Annotated in this window: 15 protein-coding genes; 3 read left to right on the top strand and 12 right to left on the bottom strand. The window is 71.2% G+C overall.

Features of this window, described 5'->3' with window-relative positions; all coding sequences use genetic code 11:
* Window positions 1-11 precede the first annotated feature (11 nt).
* On the bottom strand, window positions 12-947 hold the full coding sequence (locus tag DDE18_RS03535) for a PfkB family carbohydrate kinase (RefSeq protein WP_116570811.1): 936 nt from the start codon (window positions 945-947) through the stop codon (window positions 12-14).
* Window positions 948-1,007: 60 nt separating this feature from the next.
* Between DDE18_RS03535 and DDE18_RS03530 the strand changes: the two genes are divergently transcribed.
* The 3 genes from DDE18_RS03530 to DDE18_RS03520 all read left to right on the top strand — a co-directional run bounded on the left by DDE18_RS03530 (window position 1,008) and on the right by DDE18_RS03520 (window position 3,141).
* Window positions 1,008-1,361 carry a GntR family transcriptional regulator gene (locus DDE18_RS03530; RefSeq protein WP_116570810.1) on the top strand — a complete coding sequence of 118 codons (354 nt, stop codon included), beginning with the start codon at window positions 1,008-1,010 and terminating at the stop codon, window positions 1,359-1,361.
* A 57-nt stretch (window positions 1,362-1,418) separates the two neighbouring features.
* Complete coding sequence (locus tag DDE18_RS03525; protein ID WP_116571011.1) at window positions 1,419-2,201, top strand: MerR family transcriptional regulator; 783 nt, start codon at window positions 1,419-1,421, stop codon at window positions 2,199-2,201.
* 193 nt (window positions 2,202-2,394) lie between these two features.
* Window positions 2,395-3,141, top strand: coding sequence for a DUF2786 domain-containing protein (locus DDE18_RS03520; protein WP_116570809.1), 747 nt, complete (start codon window positions 2,395-2,397; stop codon window positions 3,139-3,141).
* Window positions 3,142-3,291: 150 nt separating this feature from the next.
* Here the strand turns inward: DDE18_RS03520 and rplQ are convergent, their stop codons facing one another.
* The 11 genes from rplQ to DDE18_RS03465 all read right to left on the bottom strand — a co-directional run bounded on the left by rplQ (window position 3,292) and on the right by DDE18_RS03465 (window position 18,367).
* Complete coding sequence (gene rplQ, locus DDE18_RS03515; protein WP_116570808.1) at window positions 3,292-3,876, bottom strand: 50S ribosomal protein L17; 585 nt, start codon at window positions 3,874-3,876, stop codon at window positions 3,292-3,294.
* A 317-nt stretch (window positions 3,877-4,193) separates the two neighbouring features.
* A complete protein-coding gene (locus DDE18_RS03510; RefSeq protein ID WP_116570807.1) occupies window positions 4,194-5,210 on the bottom strand; it encodes a DNA-directed RNA polymerase subunit alpha in 1,017 nt (338 codons plus the stop codon).
* Window positions 5,211-5,350: 140 nt separating this feature from the next.
* On the bottom strand, window positions 5,351-5,959 hold the full coding sequence (rpsD, locus tag DDE18_RS03505) for a 30S ribosomal protein S4 (RefSeq protein WP_116570806.1): 609 nt from the start codon (window positions 5,957-5,959) through the stop codon (window positions 5,351-5,353).
* 31 nt (window positions 5,960-5,990) lie between these two features.
* Window positions 5,991-6,386: a 30S ribosomal protein S11 gene (rpsK, locus tag DDE18_RS03500; protein ID WP_116570805.1), complete on the bottom strand. Its 396-nt coding sequence runs from the start codon at window positions 6,384-6,386 to the stop codon at window positions 5,991-5,993.
* Between the two features lie 71 nt (window positions 6,387-6,457).
* A complete protein-coding gene (rpsM, locus tag DDE18_RS03495; RefSeq protein ID WP_116570804.1) occupies window positions 6,458-6,832 on the bottom strand; it encodes a 30S ribosomal protein S13 in 375 nt (124 codons plus the stop codon).
* Between the two features lie 177 nt (window positions 6,833-7,009).
* On the bottom strand, window positions 7,010-7,123 hold the full coding sequence (gene rpmJ, locus DDE18_RS03490; protein WP_116570803.1) for a 50S ribosomal protein L36: 114 nt from the start codon (window positions 7,121-7,123) through the stop codon (window positions 7,010-7,012).
* Between the two features lie 30 nt (window positions 7,124-7,153).
* Entirely contained in the window at window positions 7,154-7,375 is a 222-nt protein-coding gene (gene infA / locus DDE18_RS03485) for a translation initiation factor IF-1 (protein WP_011757309.1), read from the bottom strand.
* A 255-nt stretch (window positions 7,376-7,630) separates the two neighbouring features.
* The gene (locus DDE18_RS03480) at window positions 7,631-9,964 is read right to left on the bottom strand and encodes a transglutaminase-like domain-containing protein (protein WP_133241139.1); all 2,334 of its coding nucleotides are present in this window, start codon (window positions 9,962-9,964) and stop codon (window positions 7,631-7,633) included.
* Window positions 9,961-11,136 carry a DUF58 domain-containing protein gene (locus tag DDE18_RS03475; protein ID WP_116570801.1) on the bottom strand — a complete coding sequence of 392 codons (1,176 nt, stop codon included), beginning with the start codon at window positions 11,134-11,136 and terminating at the stop codon, window positions 9,961-9,963. Before DDE18_RS03475 ends, DDE18_RS03480 begins: the two co-directional genes overlap by 4 nt.
* Before the next feature lie 6 nt (window positions 11,137-11,142).
* A complete protein-coding gene (locus tag DDE18_RS03470; protein ID WP_116570800.1) occupies window positions 11,143-12,111 on the bottom strand; it encodes an AAA family ATPase in 969 nt (322 codons plus the stop codon).
* 40 nt (window positions 12,112-12,151) lie between these two features.
* Window positions 12,152-18,367, bottom strand: coding sequence for a fibronectin type III domain-containing protein (locus DDE18_RS03465; RefSeq protein WP_116570799.1), 6,216 nt, complete (start codon window positions 18,365-18,367; stop codon window positions 12,152-12,154).
* Window positions 18,368-18,403: the final 36 nt, after the last annotated feature.

The following is an 18,403-nucleotide window of genomic DNA, read 5'->3' as shown; positions in this document are numbered from 1 at the left end:
CGGATCGAGGCTCAGGCGCCCGCGGCCGGGACCGGCAGCTCGTGGCGGTGCGGCGGGTCGGCTCCAGGCCGCGACACGGTCACGGCGGCGGCGGAGATCGCGTATCGGACCACGTCGGCCGCCTCCTCGAGCGTGAGGCCGGCGAGCCGCTCGGCCGCCCCGGCTCCCGCGACGCCCCGGCGCCACAGCTCGTCGACGGCCGCCGCCCCGAGGGTGTCCCCCGCGCCGATGGTGTCCGACACCGTCACGGGCGGCATGCCGACGTCCGCGCGGCCCTGTCGCGAGACCCACGAGGCTCCGGCGGCACCGCGCGTCACGATCACCGCTCCCGCACCGAGGTCCAGCAGCCGCGCGACGATGGCGTCCTCCGGCTCGTCGGGCCACAGGGCCGCCAGGTCCTCGTCGCTGGCCTTCACCAGGTCGGCGACGGCAACCATCTCCTCGGCCCGGCGGGCGACGTCCGCCCCGGTGCCCGTGATCGCGGGTCGGGCATTCACGTCGAAGTAGGTCAGGGCCTGCGACCGGAGTGCGGCCACCAGGTCGCGTACGGCGCTCGCCCCGGGCTCGAGGGCCGCACCGATCGACCCCCACGCGACCACGACGGGACGCGCGTCGTCGGGCAGCCTCACCGCGGGCAGCCGCCAGTCGATGTCGAACTCGTAGGTCGCCGCCCCGTCCTCGCCGAGCGTCGCGACCGCCGTGGCGGTCCGGGCGATCACGTGCGGGTCCACGGCGAGCTGCACGTCGTTGGCCGCGAGGTGGTCGGCCAGGAGACGACCGTGCGCGTCATCGGCGTACGCCGTCGCGAACCAGACCGGGCGCCCGAGCCGCGCGAGGGCGACCGCGGCGTTGGCGGCACTGCCGCCCGGATGGTCGCGCTCCCCTCCGCCGAGGTCCCGCACGACGTCGACCAGGGCCTCTCCCACCACCAGGGCGATGTCATTCATGGGGAGGAGCGTCCACCACCGCAGCGTGATTGTCGAGCCGGGGCACCTAGGCTCGGACACATGGACCTCGACCCTGTGCACCACGACGGCGAGGCACCCCCGTTCGAGCAGGTGCGGGCCCAGATCGCGGCGCGCGCGGCGTCGGGCGCCCTCCCCGCAGGCACCCGGCTGCCGACGGTCCGGGCGCTCGCCGACCAGCTCGGGATCGCGGTGAACACCGTCGCACGCGCCTACAAGGAGCTCGAGGCGGACGGCGTCGTGGTCACCGAGGGGCGACGCGGCACGTTCGTCCGGTCCGGGGCGGCCTCGGACTCGCAGGCGGCGCAGGCCGCCGCCGCGTCGTACGCCGCGACCTGCAGGTCGCTGGGCCTGACCCTCGCCGAGGCCGGCCGGCTCCTCGACGACGCCTGGTGAATCCGATTGCTGCTCGGGCTTGCAACTCACGCGACGTGAGGTCCTAGCGTGACCGACATGGACCTGACCATCGGCGAGGTCGCCGCGCAGACCGCAGTGACGGTGCGGACGCTGCGCTACTACGAGGAGCTCGGCCTGCTCGGCCCACGCCGGGACGCAGCCGGGCGGCGCCGCTACGACGGGGCCACCATCGATCGCCTCTACCGGATCAGGCTGCTGCGCGGACTCGGCACCCCGGTTGCGGAGGTCGATCCCGACCTCACCGACCTGCTCTCCCTGACGACCCGGCACCTGGCCGACATCGACCGGCGGCTCGCCGACCTGGCGCGGCTCCGCGAGCGGGTGCGCACCGTCGAGGCGCGGCTGATGAGCCGGGAGGAGCCGGCCGACACCGAGCTGGTCGCCGTCCTGGCCGGCATGCCGGACGCAGAGCCAGCGATCACCCGCCGGCTCACGCTCCTCGTCTACCGCGACCTCGAGGCAGCACACCGCCACCTCGTCGAGGTCCTGGGGCTGCGACCGGGGCGGCTCACCCGCGACGACGCCGGCACAGTGGTGCACGCAGAGGTCCATGCCGGCGACGGCGTGATCTGGCTGCACCCCGAGTCGGAGAGGTTCGGCCTCGCGTCGCCTGCCACGCTCGGGGGCGCCACCCACTGCATGGCCGTCGACGTCGAGGACGTCGACGCACACTGCGACCGGGCCCTCGCCGCCGGCGCCGAGATCGTCTACGAGCCCACTGACATGCCCTACGGCGTGCGCGAGTACGCCGCGCGGGACCACGAGGGCGGTCTCTGGTCGTTCATGCATCCGTTGCCCGAGGACGGCAGCCATGGCTGAGCTGACACCCTGCCTCTGCGGCAGACGAGTTCCCCGGGGCCGGCGTCGCGGCACCGACCCGTTCGGGCACCGCTGGTTCCCGGACGGCCAGCTGCCGTGACGCCAGCGGTTCCTCCTGTGGAGAAGCCGGCGCCGCTGTCGGACCTGCCTGACACCCTTGTCGGTGACCGCGCACGGACCCTCGGGAGGCCCCATGGACCAGCCTGACCACGACACCACGGCGATGCTCGCCAAGGTGCGCAAGCTCCTCGCCAAGGCCGAGGATCCGGCCACGACTCCAGAGGAGGCCGAGCTCTACACGGCGAAGGCGAGCGACCTGATCGCTGCCTACGGCATCGACCGGGCGCTGCTCGCCCTCGCCGATCCCTCGCTCGACATCGTCGGTGACCAGGTGATCGTGCTCGACCGTCCCTACGCCGCGGACAAGCTCGACCTGCTCAGCACGATCGCGCTGACGCTGCGCTGCCACGCCGTCCGCCGCACCCGCCATCCCGACGGGGTGCAGGAGCTCTCCCTGCACCTGTTCGGCCACTCGTCCGACCTGCAACGCGTGGAGATCCTCTTCACCAGCCTGCTGGTCCAGGCGATGCACGCGCTGGCCCGCACCCCGGTCCCGCCCTGGGACCATCCCGCGGCGTTCCGGCGGAGCTGGCTCGCCGGCTTCACCATGTCCGTGGGCCGCCGGCTCGACGAGGCCGAGAAGGCAGCGGCAGCGCAGGCCGACAGGAGGTTCGCGGCCTCCGGCACCAGCACCGCCCTGGTCCTCGCCGACCGCTCCGCGGCGGTCGAGCGTGCCCGCGACGAGGCCTACCCCGACCTCCGACGGGCGACCCCCCGCCAGCTTTCCGGGTCAGGTGCCCGCCAGGGCTGGGAGGCCGGTCAACGCGCCGACCTCGGCGGCGAGCGCCTCCACGGCGGTCGCCGGGCGCTGCCGGGCTGAGTCCACAGCGTGCGGGCGGCGACGCTCGGGGAGGTGGTCACTGGGAGGCTCACCGGGACTGCCAGGAGCGCCTCCCGGTGACCACGTCCCGTCAGACGCGCGAAGGCCCGCCATCCGGATCGGATGACGGGCCTTCGCGAGAGAAGTGGATCAGGCCTCGGGCTTCTCGTCCTCGACGGTCTTCTCGGCAGGAGCCTCCTCCGTGGCGGCCGCCTCGACGGGAGCCTCCTCGGCGGGAGCCTCCTCGACAGCAGCCTCGGGGGCGGCGGTCTCCTCCACCACGGTCTCCTCGGCGGCGGTCTCCTCGACCGGGGCCTCCTCGACCGGGGCAGGCGCAGCGGCCTCCGTCTTCTTGGCCGACGGCGCCTTGGGGCTGTAGGCCTCGGTCACCAGCTCGATCACGGCCATGGGGGCGTTGTCACCCTTGCGAGGACCGATCTTGGTGATCCGGGTGTAGCCGCCGGGACGCTCCGCGAAGGTCGGAGCGATCTCGGTGAAGAGCGTGTGCACGACCGACTTGTCGCGGATGGTCTTGAGGACCTCGCGACGGTTGTGCAGGTCGCCGCGCTTGGCCTTGGTGATCAGCTTCTCGGCGACGGGGCGCAGCAGGCGCGCCTTGGTCTCCGTGGTGGTGATCCGGCCGTGCTCGAACAGCGCGGTCGCCAGGTTGGCGAGGATGAGGCGCTGGTGGGCGGGGCTGCCGCCGAGGCGGGGACCCTTCTTGGGAGTGGGCATCGTGCTCTCTCGCTTCTCTCCGGCCGTATGAGGTACCGGGGTAGACGTTCACTGTCCGTGAACGATTTCTCGGGCGGTGCGGGTAGACGTTCACTGTCCGTGAACGATTTCTCGGGCGGTGCGGGTAGACGTTCACGCTCCGTGAACGGTTTGGGTGATGTGGTGCGGGGCGCTCACGCGCCCCGCCTCACGGGTTTCTCAGTTGTCGCGATCCCTCGCAGCTCGACCTCGCTGGCGCTCGGCCTCGCGCTTCGGGATCGGGTTGTCGCGATCCCTCGCAGCTCGACCTCGCTGGCGCTCGGCCTCGCGCTTCGGGATCAGTACTGCTCGTCCTCGACGAACGCGTCGTCGTCGTCGTCGCTGTAGGCGGCGAGCGCGGCGTGCGGGTCGAAGCCGGGAGCGCTGTCCTTGAGGGACAAGCCCATCTCGACCAGCTTGGCCTTGACCTCGTCGATCGACTTGGCGCCGAAGTTGCGGATGTCGAGCAGGTCCTGCTCCGAGCGGGAGATGAGCTCACCCACGGTGTGGATGCCCTCGCGCTTGAGGCAGTTGTAGGAGCGGACGGTCAGCTGCAGGTCCTCGACCGGGAGGGCGAGGTCGGCAGCCAGCTGCTCGTCGACGGGCGAGGGGCCGATGTCGATGCCCTCGGCCTCGACGTTCAGCTCGCGGGCCAGGCCGAAGAGCTCGACCAGCGTCTTGCCGGCCGAGGCGATCGCGTCACGGGGACGGATCGACGGCTTGGTCTCGACATCGATGACCAGCTTGTCGAAGTCCGTGCGCTGCTCGACACGGGTGGCCTCGACCTTGTAGGTCACCTTGAGGACCGGGCTGTAGATCGAGTCGACCGGGATCCGGCCGATCTCGTTGTCCGCGCCCTTGTTCTGCACGGCCGAGACGTAGCCGCGGCCACGCTCGACGACGAGCTCGACGTCCAGCTTGCCCTTGTCGGACAGGGTGGCGATCTTCAGCTCGGGGTTGTGGACCTCCACACCGGCAGGCGGCGTGATGTCGGCGGCGGTGACGTCACCGGCGCCGGACTTGCGCAGGTACATCACGACGGGCTCGTCGTGCTCCGAGGAGACGACGAGGCCCTTGAGGTTGAGGATGATCTCGGTGACGTCCTCGGTCACGCCCTCGATGGTCGAGAACTCGTGGAGCACCGAGTCGATCTTGATGCTCGTGACCGAGGCACCCGGGATCGAGGACAGGAGCGTACGCCGCAGCGAGTTGCCGAGCGTGTAGCCGAAACCGGGCTCGAGCGGCTCGATCACGAACCGCGAACGGAACTCGTCGACGGTCTCTTCCGACAGGGTCGGGCGCTGTGCGATGAGCACTGATTCTTTCCTTTCCGGGCCCACCCACCATTTGACGGGCCCGAACTCACAGGATTGGGAAGGAAGTTGATACGAGTCCCCCAGCCGGGGTCCGGGGCGGAGCCCCGGCGGGGGACACGGGGGGCGGAGCCCCCGTGGGATTACTTCTTGGAGTAGTACTCGACGATCAGCTGCTCCTGGACCGGCACGTCGATCTGCGCGCGGACCGGGACCTGGTGCACGAGGATGCGCATCCGCGACGGGATGGCCTCGAGCCAGGCGGGGACGACGCGCTCGTCGTGGGTCTCGCGGGCGATGATGAACGGCGTCATCTCCAGCGACTTCTCCCGGACGTCGATGATGTCGTGGGCCGACAACTGGAACGACGGGATGTCCACCTTGTGCCCGTTGACCAGGAAGTGGCCGTGGGTCACCAGCTGGCGGGCGTGGCGACGCGTGCGGGCGAAGCCGGCGCGGTAGACCACGTTGTCGAGGCGGCACTCGAGCAGCTGGAGCAGGTTGTCGCCGGTCTTGCCCTGGCGACGGTTGGCCTCCTTGTAGTAGCGGAGGAACTGCTTCTCCATCACGCCGTAGGTGAAGCGCGCCTTCTGCTTCTCACGCAGCTGGAGGAGGTACTCGCTCTCCTTGATGCGGCCGCGGCCGTGCTGGCCGGGGGCGTAGGGACGCTTCTCGAAGGCGGAGTCGCCGCCCACGAGGTCGACGCCGAGACGGCGCGACTTGCGGGTCATGGGGCCGGTGTAACGGGCCATTTCTCTTCAGTCTCTCTTTCCGTCTCGGAGATCAGACGCGGCGGCGCTTGGGCGGCCGGCAACCGTTGTGGGGCGTGGGCGTGACGTCCTGGATGGTGCCGACCTCGAGGCCGATCGCACCCAGGGAGCGGATCGCCGTCTCGCGGCCGGAGCCCGGGCCCTTGACGAAGACGTCGATCTTCTTCATGCCGTGCTCCATCGCCCGGCGGCCAGCGGCCTCAGCGGCCATCTGAGCAGCGAACGGGGTGGACTTGCGCGAGCCCTTGAAGCCGACGGTGCCGGCGGAGGCCCAGGAGATCACAGCGCCCGTGGGGTCCGTGATCGTGACGATCGTGTTGTTGAACGTGCTCTTGATGTGGGCTTCGCCCTGAGCAATGTTCTTCTTCTCCTTGCGGCGGACCTTGGTCGCGCGGCTCTTGGGAGGCATGCATTAACTCCTGATGAGGTTCTGGTCTGGAAGCTTCGAATGAAGAGGCAGGACGAGCGCTCTGCGCTCGGTCACTTGGCCTTCTTCTTGCCGGCGACAGTGCGCTTGGGACCCTTGCGGGTGCGCGCGTTGGTCTTGGTGCGCTGGCCGCGGACCGGAAGGCCCATGCGGTGGCGGCGACCCTGGTAGCTGCCGATCTCGATCTTGCGGCGGATGTCGGCCTGGACCTCGCGACGGAGGTCACCCTCGATCTTGAAGTTGGCTTCGATCTCGTCGCGGAGCTTGACCAGCTCCTCGTCACCGAGCGTGTGCACGCGCGCGTTCGGGTCGACCCCGGTGGCGGCGAGCAGCTGCTGGGCGCGGGTACGGCCAATGCCGTAGATGTAGGTGAGTGCGACCTCGATGCGCTTGTCGCGCGGAAGGTCCACACCAACGAGGCGTGCCATGTGGCGGTCTCTCTTTCGGTGGTTCACAGCGGTGTCGGTCGTGACGCGCCCTGGTTGCCGTGCTGACTCTGTGTCGGGACCCAGGCCCCGGCCACTGCTCCGGGGGTGGTTTCAGCCGGAAGACCCGGCCTAGCGTTCACGATGTGAGGTATTGAGTTGTGGGGTGCTGCTACCTGCTCAGCCCTGGCGCTGCTTGTGGCGCGGGTTCTCGCAGATGACCATGACGTTGCCGTGACGACGGATGACCTTGCACTTGTCGCACATCGGCTTGACGCTCGGCTTGACCTTCACGAGGAGGTCCTCTCAGGTGGGATCGGCTGCTTACTTGTAGCGGTAGACGATCCGACCGCGGGTCAGGTCGTAGGGGGACAGCTCCACCACCACGCGGTCCTCGGGGAGGATCCGGATGTAGTGCTGGCGCATCTTGCCGCTGATGTGGGCGAGAACCTTGTGTCCGTTGCTCAGCTCGACACGGAACATGGCATTCGGGAGGGCCTCCACGACGGTGCCCTCGATCTCGATCACGCCTTCTTTCTTCGGCATGTCCTCCGCAATCTGTTGGTCGGTCGTCTACGGTGCTGCACCACGCCGGGGATCCGGCGCGGGTGGCCCGGGAACCTCCGGTCCGGATGGACCGGTGGACCTCGTGCAGCCGCCTGTGGTGTCTCATCCCGCGCACACGCCTGAGCCGCCCGAGCGAGCGAGTCTGGTGTGATCCGGGCAGCCGCGAGGCACCACGAAGCAAGCCCACGTTGGGCCGACGAGCCAGTCTAGTCGGACCTGGTGGCGGAAGGCCAATCAGCGCCCACGGCGCCAGCGCGGGGCGAAGGTGGTGAGGCTGATCGCCGCCAGCAGCCGCCTGCGGCGTCCGACTGCGCCCGACATCGCCCGGCGGGCCGCCTCGACGCTCCCCCAGTACGACGCCGCGGCGGCCTCCTCGGGCAGCTGCGGCCCGAACACGCAGGCATCGGCCCGGCGCGCGAGCGACGATGCCTCGTCGGAGGCGATCGCCCCCGACTGTTCCCGCCGCGTCACCGTCGGGCCCAGGGGGATCGGCTGGCCGAGGTCGCGCGCGTGGTCGACGAGCTCACGCCAGGCACCGACGAAGCGGGTGGAGATCGTCGGGGCGTTCCGCCGCCGGCGGCGGCGTAGCGCCTTGGCACCGACGATGGCACCGAGGAGCAGGGCGAGCAGCAGCAGCGGCCCCCCGCCGTACGTCGCGACCTCGACGACCCAGCGCGGCAGCCGGTTGACCAGCGAGCCCTCCTCGTCCTCGTCGTCGGACTTGTCCGTCTTGCGCTCCTTGAGGTCGGCGTCGCTCTGGTCACCGGCGTCGGATGGCGGTGGGATCGGGTTGGGGGGCGGCACCACGGTGCCGGTCATCGGCTCGTCGGTCTGGGGCAGCTGCTCGGCCGGCGGCTCCTGCGACATGAACTCCTCGGTCGGGAGCGTGCGCCACGAGCCGTCCGCCGCACGCAGCTCGACCCAGGCCTGGACGTCCTTGCCCCGGACGACCCCGTCCTCGGGCAGCACGGCGCCGAGGACGACCCGCGTCGGGACACCGATCTCGTTGGCGAGCAGCGCCATCACCGCGGCGTACTGCTCGTCGTTGCCGACCATCTGGGGCGCGGAGAGGAACCCGTCGGACAGGCGCTGGATGTTGTGGCCGGGGAAGTACCAGCGCTCGCTCTTGATGACGCCGTCGGAGTACTTCCCGTCGGTCTTGAGGCGCTTCGCCACGGCGAGCACCCGCTCCATCGGGGTGGCTGCCTTCTCCGTCCAGTCGGTCGCCGGTCCGTCGAGGAAGCCCAGCCCGTCGGGCATGGGGGTGACGGCGGTGGAGCCGACGGTGGACTTGTCGAGCGTGTCGTCGGGCAGCACGGCGCTGAACTCGTAGGTGTCGCCCTCGTGGATCCCGGTCGGCGCCACGGCCGTCGAGGTGGCGAGGTTGTAGCGGAAGGTCTCCTGCTTCACCTCGGCGTCACCCGCGCGGAACTCCATCGAGGTCAGGCCGCCGATGGTCGGCAGCCACACGCCCGAGTAGCCCTCGCCGATGGTGACCGTCGCCTCCACCGGCTCGCCCTGCAGCGGGTTGTCGATCGTGGAGGAGACACGCTGGAAGGAGTCGTCTGCAGCGCCCGGCAGGGCGTCGTCGGAGGCTCCCCAGACGAGCCCGTCGTAACGGTCCATCGCGGCGATGCGCACCAGCGTCCCCGCGGGGGCGCCGTCGACCGTGAAGAGGGTCTTCTCGAAGACGTTGGCCGGGTCATCGTCGCCCTGCAGGTCGATGTACTTGCGGAAGCCTGCCAGCGGGGAGGGGTAGCGACCGATGTCGAACGGCGGCTCCACCCATGACCGCGCGACGGTCCGGCCCTGGTCGTCCGAGCCGGCCACCAGGGCGCTCGCGGGGAGGGCTAGGGCCGAGGCGAGGGCCACGAGCCCGGCGCCGGCGGCGACCCGCCCGACTCCCGGAGTGCCGCCGTGCACGGCAGCGCTCAGGCGGCGCGCGCGGACGGCGAGCCAGCCGAGGGCCACGCCGGCGAAGCAGGCGCCCTGCAGCGCGACCGAGTGGGGATGGCGCACGCCCAGGAGGATGACGGCGACCAGCACAAGTGTGAGGCCGGCCACCGGAAGCAGGGCGGTCAGCCAGGCCCGGCGGGTCAGCGCGTGGGACAGTGCCGCCCCGACGAGCCCGGTGAGCAGGCCGATCAGCCACGGCAGCGCCAGCAGGCGCCCGTCACCGTCGACCGGCGGCAGGGTGGTGAGCAGGTCCTTCCAGCCGAAGACGGCCTGGTCGGCCAGCGTGCTCAGGGTCGCACCGCCCGGCAGGAACGCGGTGTCGCCCATCGAGCGCAGGCACAGCGGGCCACCCAGGAGGAAGTAGACGAGGCCGAGGATGGTCAGCGGCGCGATCAGCGGCCAGCCGAGCGCGCGGGTCACGTGGGTCACCCCGGCACCGATCACGAGACCGGTCAGGCCCACGACCAGGAACTGCCAGCCGGTGAACGAGGTGGCGAAGCCGCTCAGCGCGATGCCGCCCAGCAGCACCACCGCCCCGAGGTCGACCCAGGAGTGGACGTCGGGGAGCAGGTGGTGCGGGCGGCTGCGGGTCGCGGTGTCGGCGTGACTCATCGGACGCTCCATCGCAGCAGGCCCCCGAGGTCCTCCTTGGCCGCCAGGTGCAGCACCGGCAGGCCGCCCGTCTCTGTGACGCGGCTGGCGCCACCCGGCTGCACGAGCAGGGCGAACCGGCGTACCTCCGGCGGGAAGGCCGCCGAGGCGCGGAGCACGTCGGTGAACGCCGTGCCCGGTCCGCCCACGAGGAAGAGGAGGCTGCAGTCGGAGGCGACGTTGGTCGCCCGGCGGCCCGAGACCACCAGGCCGGCGTCGCCGACCTCGGCGCGGCAGACGGCGTCCAGCGCGAGGTGGCCGTCACCACCGGACGAGGCGGTGTGGCCACAGACGAAGGACACGTCGGACTCGTCGAGGACCGCCTGTACGGCGATGGAGGCGGCCACCGACATCGCGGTCTCGAAGTCGTCCGGATCCGGCCAGGCGGCCTCGGCGTCGTCGACCACGATCACGGCGTGGCTGCGCCGGGTGTCGAGGTACTGCCGCACGAGCAGGCTGTTCTCGCCCGTCGAGGCGAGCACCTTGGCCGAGGAGCGCCAGTGGATGTGGCGCAGGTCGTCGCCGGGGACGTACGCGCGCAGGGCGTGGAAGGCCAGGTCGCTCTGCGATACCGCATCCGTGGACACGCCCTCGAGGTCGCGCAGCAGGCCCGCGCCGAGGGAGTCGAGCGGCACCAGCGGCGGCCGCACGAGCACCTCGCGCACGGGGGTCCACACCGTGTCCCGCGAGAAGAGGCCGAGCGGGTCGCCCCTGCGCGTGGTGGCCGGACCGACCGGGATGACGCCGCGGCGCTCCGTGCGCACGGCGAACGACTCCTCATGGCGCTCCCCCAGCGCCAGCGCGCCGATGCCGTAGCGGTGGACCGACTGGCCCACCGGCACCTCGAGCGAGGTCGGCAGCAGGCGCCCACCCCTGTTGGTCACGACCACGCCGGCGATCACCGAGGCGCCTGCCTGCACGCGCTCCGGCTCGAGCCGCAGGTCGACGTCGACGGACGTGCGCCCGAAGAGGAACGGGGTGGCGACCAGGAGGAGCAGGAAGCACGCGGCCGCGAGCACCGCGAGCTCGCGCCAGTGCGCGATCGCCACGAGGTACGTCGCGCCCAGCGCCAGGCCGAGGACCGTCCAGCCCGCAGGCTTGACGATCCCGAGCAGCTCCCTGATCCGCTCCATGCGTGCTCAGGCCACCCGGTCGGTGGGCGGGGCCACGGAGTCGAGCAGCCGGCCGATGACCGTCTGCACGCTGACGCCGCTGAACTGTGCCTCGGCGTCGAGCAGCACGCGGTGCGCGAGCACCGGCTCGGCGAGCTCCTTGATGTCGTCGGGCACCACGTGGTCGCGGCCGTCGGCCGCGGCCCAGGTCTTGGCCACGCGGATGAACGCGAGGCAGCCGCGTGCCGACAGGCCGAGCTTGACGTGGGGCTGGCGGCGCGACTCCTCGGCCAGCTCCGCGACGTACCCCACGACGGCGGGGTCGACGTAGACCTGGTCGGCCAGGCCGCTCATCTGCGAGATGGTCTGCGCGGTGATCACGGGGGTGACCAGGGCGGCGCGGTCGCGCACGGCCGCGTTGTTGAGCAGCTCGATGGTGGCGGCGCGGTCGGGGTAGCCCATCGAGGTCTTCATCAGGAAGCGGTCGAGCTGGGCCTCTGGCAGCCGGTAGGTGCCCGCCTGCTCGATCGGGTTCTGGGTGGCGATCACGAGGAACGGCCGCCCGACGGAGTGGGGGACGCCGTCGACGGTGACGCGGCCCTCCTCCATCACCTCGAGCAGCGCGGACTGGGTCTTGGGCGAGGCCCGGTTGATCTCGTCGGCGAGCACGATCGTGTGGAAGATCGGGCCGGGGTGGAACTCGAAGGTGCCCTTGTGCTGGTCGTAGACCGTCACGCCGGTGACGTCGGAGGGCAGCAGGTCAGGGGTGAACTGGATGCGGGCGTGGCTGCCCTGCACCGTGTTGGCGAGGGCGCGGGCGAGCATCGTCTTGCCGGTGCCCGGGAAGTCCTCGAGCAGGATGTGCCCCTCGGAGAGCAGGCAGGTCAGGGCCAGGCGCACGACGTGGCGCTTGCCCAGCACGGCCTTCTCCATGTTGTCGGTCAGCTGGTCGAAGGTCTTGCGGAACCATTCGGCCTGCTCGTGCGAGATCGTCATCCGTTGCCTTCTTGTCGTGTGGCCATAACGTTGCCGGGACTCAGCCCGGCCAGGTCTGGGTGAAGCTGTTGGACTGTCTCCCGTTGCCGCACGAGAGCGTCACCGTCTGTGGGTGCTTGAAGTACCACGTCGTCTCGTAGCTCGCCTGCCCCCCGTCTAGGTCGACGCGTCCGAAGGTGGCCGTCCAGAGCGGATCGTCCGGCGTGGACACCGTGCAGCTGTAGTTGTGTATGAATCCCTCGGTGACGATGAGCAGCCGACCACAGGAGTTGTCGGTGCACTCCGGCTGGAACGGCGCCTGCTTGCAGGGACGCGCGGAGACATCCAGGTCGCCGCACTCGATGTACTCACGGAAGGAGACGTTCGGTGCGGGCGGATCGCCAGACTCGACCGTGGCATACACCTGGGCCTCACCGCGACCGGCGGGCGCATCGTCGTAGAGGCGGACCCGGACGTTCGTCTGGGTGTTGTAGTCGGCGACCGTGACCGAGCGCGTGAGGCTGAAGGCGCCAGCCCCGTCAAGCCTCACCGTCTCCTCTGCGCCCCCGTCGATGCTGACCCCAAGGACGGCTGCGTTGCCGTTGGACGTTCCACTGAGGGTCCACACGACGGTGCGCCCGTCGACTGTAGGCGTGGGTTGCCGGAGGTGGCCGTTGAGGGGCCCGTAGCTCTGGGCGGTCCTGACGTCGCTCAGGGTGCAGGCGCCCCGGCTCGCCCACTCGTTGCAGATCCGCAGCTGGGCCGTGTAGGGCGACTCGTTGCTGGGCGTGCTGACGACCTCGTTGATCACCTGCCCCGCGCTCATCGGGAGCTCTCTGACCACCTGGCCGCCGATGATGATCGCGACCCGCGCCTGCTTGCCGCGGGGCTCGGGGGTCGCGCCCGTCACCCGCAGCTGCTGGTCGGCACCTGTGGGCTCGACCGACCAGGCGCCGAACGACGCGGGCTTGCCGACCGCATCGAAGATGGCCGGCGCGCTGGCGGGACCCGTCTTCTCGATGTTGCTCGCCGTCACGGAGTAGGCCAGGAGATCGCCGTCATAGACGACGCCTCCGTGCGTGCAGGAGGTCGCCTGGATCTTCGAGCAGCCTGGCACCGGCGTGGCCGCCCCGCCCTCCTCACTGACCATCAGCGTGTACGTCACCGGGCCCGGACCCTCGGGCAGCGTGGACGGCCACGACACCGCGACCGAGGTCTGGTTGTTGCCCGACTGCTGGTCGCTGACCGTGGGGGTGCCCGGGGCGGCGGGAGTGCCCAGGGACTGCATGGGCGGCGACTCCTGGGCCAGGGAGTAGTCGACCTCGTTGCGGGCCTTGATCGAGAAGACGTACTTCTTGTTGTTGTCCAGCCCGGTGATCTGCCAGCTCGTCCTGTCGCCCGGCACGAGCAGCTGGCCGCCCTCGTAGGTGATCAGGTATTCGAGGATCTTGCCCTCGGGCTTGGTCCAGCCGATGGTGACGGTGTGGTCGCCGCGGCCGATCATCCGGATGTTGCGGACCCGGTCGGGCTTGGAGCTGGCGACCGCCTCGAGCGAGTCGGCGCTCCACTCCCCCGTGCCGACCTTGTTCACCGCCGCCACCCGGAACCGGTAGCGGGTGTTGGCCTTGAGCCCGGTGAACGCGCAGGCGTTGGTGCGACAGATCCGCCTCTTGTCGGTGTGGTTCTCCTGCACGATGTAGTGGGTGATCGGGGAGCCGCCGTCGTCCCGGGGCGGCGCCCAGCTCAGGTGCAGCGCGTTGTCCTCGTCGCTCGGGTTCACGAACGGCGCGCCCGGCGCCGACGGCGTACCGCCGATGATGAGCTCGAGGGTGCCCTCGGCTCGGCGGTTGGAACCGGGACCCGAGTCGGCGACGTCGCTCATCACGACGCGGTAGACGGCGCGTCCCCGTGCCTCCCCGCCGGCCCGCAGGGTCACCGAGCTGCCCTGCGTCGAGGCGCTGACGCCCGACCCGCTGACCAGGGTGGCGGAGACGACCGTCGGCTGGGGGTCGGCGACGCCGGCCTGGAGGAACCGGGCCAGGTCGAGCGTGCGGCTCTCCCCGGCGTCGAGCTCCTGCCGCGGCAGCGGGAGGAGCGAGGGCGGCGGCGCGGCGGCGAGGCGGAAGCGGATCTCCTCGGTGTTGCTCTCTCCAGCCCGGACGGAGAGGACTGCCTCACCGCCGGTGCTGGCGGCTGCATCCGCGGAGACACGGACCGCCGAGCCGGACCCGGAGAGCGACAGTCCGTCGAGCTCCTGCGACCAGGACGACTGGTAGGCGAGGTCGTCCGCGTCGCGCGGGTCGAGGGACCAGACGTGGCACAGGGTGGCGATGTCGATGTCGTGGCTCTCGCCGGCGGAGATCGGGATGGGCGCGTCGGGGCAGGTCAGCACCGGGACGTCGTCGCCGACCTGCACGGGGATCGACAAGAGGGCGGTATAGCCGTCCTTCGGGTCCTCGACGTCCTCGTTGCCGGCGGGGTCGATTGCGGTGGTGACCTCGAGCAGCACGGCGCCGTAGCCGCGGAACCCGGCGGGGGCAGACACCTCGAAGGCGCCGTTGCCGTCGCGGGCCGCGTCGAGGTCGCTCGGGGACGTCGAGACGGCCGCACGGCTCTGCGTGAGCCGCAGGCTGCCGCCCGAGGGGTTGACGATGTAGTCGCCCAGCTCGCCCTTCGCGGTCCCGCCGGGCTCGAGCCGGATCAGGGCGTCCGGCTCGACATAGGGGATGGCGGTGCCGGTGGGCGGCACGTAGACGACGGCTGAAGCCGCGGCGCCGTCGGCGTCGGTCACCCGGAACGGGACGACCTTGGGGCTCTCGCCGCGCGTCACCTTCATCCGGCTGCCCGTGACCGAGGTGTCCTGGCGTCCCTCGAAGACCTCGACCGTCAGGTCGTCGGCCGAGCCGTCCGGGTCGTACGCGCCCTCGAGGACGTCGACGGCGACGCTGCCGCTGTCGTCGGCCCGACCGTAGGCGTCGTACACGACCGGCGGGTTGTTGTAGTCCTCGGCGACGTCCAGGGTCATGGTGGCGCGCGACTCGTCGATGCCGTTCGACAGCGAATAGACGACGGTGACGGCGGGGTCCCTCTTGCTGCCGGGGGCCGGCACGGACACCAGGCCCGTCTCGTCGTCGAGCGTCACCCCCTCGGGTGGGTCGACGAGGTCGAGCTGCACCTCGTCACCGGGGTCGACGAAGTCGTTGGCGTAGGGGTCGAAGATCCCGGTGCGGCCGGGCTCGACCACCAGGCGATCGTCGACGGCGAGCGGGGGCTGCACCGGTCCGGGAGGAACGACGGCCACGCGGGCGGTTCCTTCGGCGACGGCTCCCTCGGAGTCGACGACCGAGTAGGTGAACTCGTCGGTGCCTGCCGTGCGCGGGTAGGCCTCGTACTCCAGGAAGTTGGCACCGTAGGCCAGGATGCGGCCGAGCCGCGGCGCCGAGGTGATGCCGGTGACCGTCACCGGGTCGCCATCCTGGTCGATCCCGCTGCCCGGCAGCCGGACCTTGACCCGGTCGCCGGAGACGGTCCGCGCCTCGAGGGTGGGCGGCTCAGGGGCTGTGTTGGGCGCACCGGCCGGGATGATCGTGACCAGCAGCCGGCCGGGGGACGTCACACCGCTGGAGTTGGTGGCGATGTAGGTGATCTCGTAGGTGTCGCGCTCCTGGAGGCCGGCCGGGGCGACGTAGCGGACCGTGCGCCGCCACACGAAGGCGCGCCCCGGATCGGTCTTCACGTCGCCCGGGGGCACGACCTTGAGCTCGCCCGGCGTGCCCTCGGCGGTGTCGGTGACCAGCGAGAGCCGGTCGCCGGACGGTGAGATGTCGTTGTCCAGCACGGCCGCGGTGACAGACGTGCCGGCCCGCACGCGCACCCGGTCGGTGACGGTCACCGGCGAGTCGTCCTGGGGTCTGGGACGCTGGGTGACGACGACCTCGCCCTCGATCCCGGACTTGGCGCCGTTGCTGACCTGGTAGTGGACCAGCTGGGTGCGTGGCTGCAGCTCCCCCTGCCGGGCCGAGATGCGCAGCCAGCGTCCGTCGATGATCGCGACGTCCAGCTGCCGCGGGTCGTCGGCGGTCGCGCGCTGGACCACGAGCAGTCCCCCGGCGGGGTCGAGGTCGTTGGCCAGCACGTCGATGACGCCCGGCGCCTGGCCGTAGAGCGTCGTCGCGTCCGGCATCGCCACGGGGTCGGCGTCCCGGGGCGGGCTGACGTCGACGCGGATCTGGGCGGTGGCCAGTGGCGCGTTGCCGAAGGCGGCCTCGTACTTGAGGAAGTAGGTGCCGGCCTGCGTGGCCTGGAAGGTGACGACGCCGTTCTCCACGTCGGTCTTGACGCTGGCCCGCGACTGGTCCTGTACCCGGCCGCCCAGTGCGAGCTCGGCGTGGGGGGTGGACGGATCCGAGCCCGGGAGGTCGTTGAGCAGCGGCCGGATCTTGATCGGCTTGCCCACCTCGCCCCGGACCACGTCGGGCTCGGCGACCGCGGCGTGAGACTTCTGGTCCAGCTTGTCCTGCACCAGGAAGGTGACCGACTTCTCCACGGGGGCGGACTGGCCGTCCGTGACGGTGTACTGCACCCGGACCGGCCCGTCACCGGACTGCGGGGCCGTGAAGCGGATGCGTCCGTCGGACGTGGTGCGGGCCTGGGCCCCGGACTCGCGGCCGCCGACCGCCTCCGCGGTGTCGAGGATCAGGGTGTCGCCGTCCGCGTCGTCGCGCCAGTCGGCCAGCACGGGCACCGAGAGCGCGCTGCCGGCCGGCACCCGCCAGGTGCGGGGTTCGAAGCCCTCGCGCAGGTCGGGCGACTCGTTCTGTCCGGGCTCGCGGGGCGTGACGCTGATCGTCGCGTGCGCCTGGCCGTCCCGGCCGTCGTTGATGAAGTACTCGAAGCTGGTGCGACTCGCCCGTGACGGCATCGAGAGGACGACCGTCTGTCCGTCGGGGCTGATCTCGGCCGAGGCGCCACCGGTCGGCTTGTCCACTCGGGAGATGCTCAGCAGGTGACCGTCCTGGGCCGAGTCGTTGTCGAGCGGGTGCAGGACGGTCGTGCGGCCGGGGCGCGCGCCGTACTGGTCCGGCTTGGCCTTCGGCGGCTTGCGCTCGCCGAACGCGGTCTCCTGCTGCTGCTTCTTGTCGTCCTGGACCTTCTTCGACGAGGTGAAGGCGTTCCAGTTGTCGATGCGCAGCGGCTTGTCCTGCTCGAGGTCCCACACCGCACCGGTCGCGTCGTCGTTGAGGACGATCTGGCCGCGGTTGACCCGGAAGGCGAGGCGGCTGGCGTTGCCGCCGAGCGTGCGGAGCTCAGCCGGCGCGTCGCCGCACTGGATCACGACAGCGCCGCTGCCACCCCACCACGCGCCGTAGACACAGGCACCGAGGCGCACCGGCTCCGCGGGAGCGCCGTCGAGGCCCTCCCGCACCACGGTCGAGACACCGCTCTCGAGGTCGACGCTCAGCAGCGCGCCCCGCGTGGCGACGAGGACGGTCCCGGCGTCCGGACCGGCCTGCTGCAGCACGCCGTCCGCGGGCAGCTGGGAGCCGGGGCCGTCGACGACCTGCAGCTGGCCGGACTCCGCGTCGTAGGTGACGGCCCGCTCCCCCACGGCGGTGACCGCCGTCGGCGCCCCGGCGGCCTCGGGGAGCTGCTCCTCGCGGGGCTTCTCGAAGTCGGCGCCGTCGCGCGCGATCCAGGTGACCGTGCCCTGGCCGGCGGACGTGGCGACCACGGTGCCGCCCTGGGTGACGGTGAGGGCCGCGGACGTGCCGACCTTGGCGAGCTCCTCGGCCTGCCGGTCGGCCGGCGTGATGAACGCCTGTCCGACCTGAGGGTCCACCGGCACGGCCCACAGCTCGCCGGTCCTCGCGTCCACGGCAGCGAACGTGCCGCCCGCCAGCCGGACGTCGCCGTTGCCGGGCACCGAGATCTGCGCGTTGGTGCGGAACGTCGACGTCGCGGGGTCGACGACGCGGGCGGTGTTGGCCTGCTCGTCGAGGGCCACGACCGCGGCACCGTCCTGGACCACGTCGAACCGGCCCTCGAGCTCGTCGGTGACCACCCGCGAGTCCAGCTGGTTGATGGGCTTGTTGAGGCGACCGTAGACGGCGTGCTCGTCGTTGACGACCCAGATGCCGCCGTCGTTCAGCTCGGCCTGGTGCTTGCGGTAGCCGTCGTCGGTGACCGCCTGCACGACCACGGCGCCGACCATGACGGCCAGCGCGAGTCCGGACGCGACGGAGGCGCGGTGCCGTCGCAGGAATTGCTTCCGCGCCACAGTTCCCCCTGTTGTCCGGAATGCGCCACCCGATCG

The sequence above is a fragment of the Nocardioides gansuensis genome (assembly GCF_003076135.1).
Taxonomy (GTDB): Bacteria; Actinomycetota; Actinomycetes; order Propionibacteriales; family Nocardioidaceae; genus Nocardioides; species Nocardioides gansuensis.
This window is presented reverse-complemented; position numbering and strand designations above follow the sequence as displayed.

What these genes read in the sequence shown, in the direction of transcription:
- DDE18_RS03535 (WP_116570811.1), bottom strand. Translation starts at nt 947, where the DNA reads ATGAATGACATCGCCCTGGTGGTGGGAGAGGCCCTGGTCGACGTCGTG.
- DDE18_RS03530 (WP_116570810.1), top strand. Translation starts at nt 1,008, where the DNA reads ATGGACCTCGACCCTGTGCACCACGACGGCGAGGCACCCCCGTTCGAG.
- DDE18_RS03525 (WP_116571011.1), top strand. Translation starts at nt 1,419, where the DNA reads ATGGACCTGACCATCGGCGAGGTCGCCGCGCAGACCGCAGTGACGGTG.
- DDE18_RS03520 (WP_116570809.1), top strand. Translation starts at nt 2,395, where the DNA reads ATGGACCAGCCTGACCACGACACCACGGCGATGCTCGCCAAGGTGCGC.
- rplQ (WP_116570808.1), bottom strand. Translation starts at nt 3,876, where the DNA reads ATGCCCACTCCCAAGAAGGGTCCCCGCCTCGGCGGCAGCCCCGCCCAC.
- rpsD (WP_116570806.1), bottom strand. Translation starts at nt 5,959, where the DNA reads ATGGCCCGTTACACCGGCCCCATGACCCGCAAGTCGCGCCGTCTCGGC.
- rpsK (WP_116570805.1), bottom strand. Translation starts at nt 6,386, where the DNA reads ATGCCTCCCAAGAGCCGCGCGACCAAGGTCCGCCGCAAGGAGAAGAAG.
- rpsM (WP_116570804.1), bottom strand. Translation starts at nt 6,832, where the DNA reads ATGGCACGCCTCGTTGGTGTGGACCTTCCGCGCGACAAGCGCATCGAG.
- infA (WP_011757309.1), bottom strand. Translation starts at nt 7,375, where the DNA reads ATGCCGAAGAAAGAAGGCGTGATCGAGATCGAGGGCACCGTCGTGGAG.
- DDE18_RS03480 (WP_133241139.1), bottom strand. Translation starts at nt 9,964, where the DNA reads ATGAGTCACGCCGACACCGCGACCCGCAGCCGCCCGCACCACCTGCTC.
- DDE18_RS03475 (WP_116570801.1), bottom strand. Translation starts at nt 11,136, where the DNA reads ATGGAGCGGATCAGGGAGCTGCTCGGGATCGTCAAGCCTGCGGGCTGG.
- DDE18_RS03470 (WP_116570800.1), bottom strand. Translation starts at nt 12,111, where the DNA reads ATGACGATCTCGCACGAGCAGGCCGAATGGTTCCGCAAGACCTTCGAC.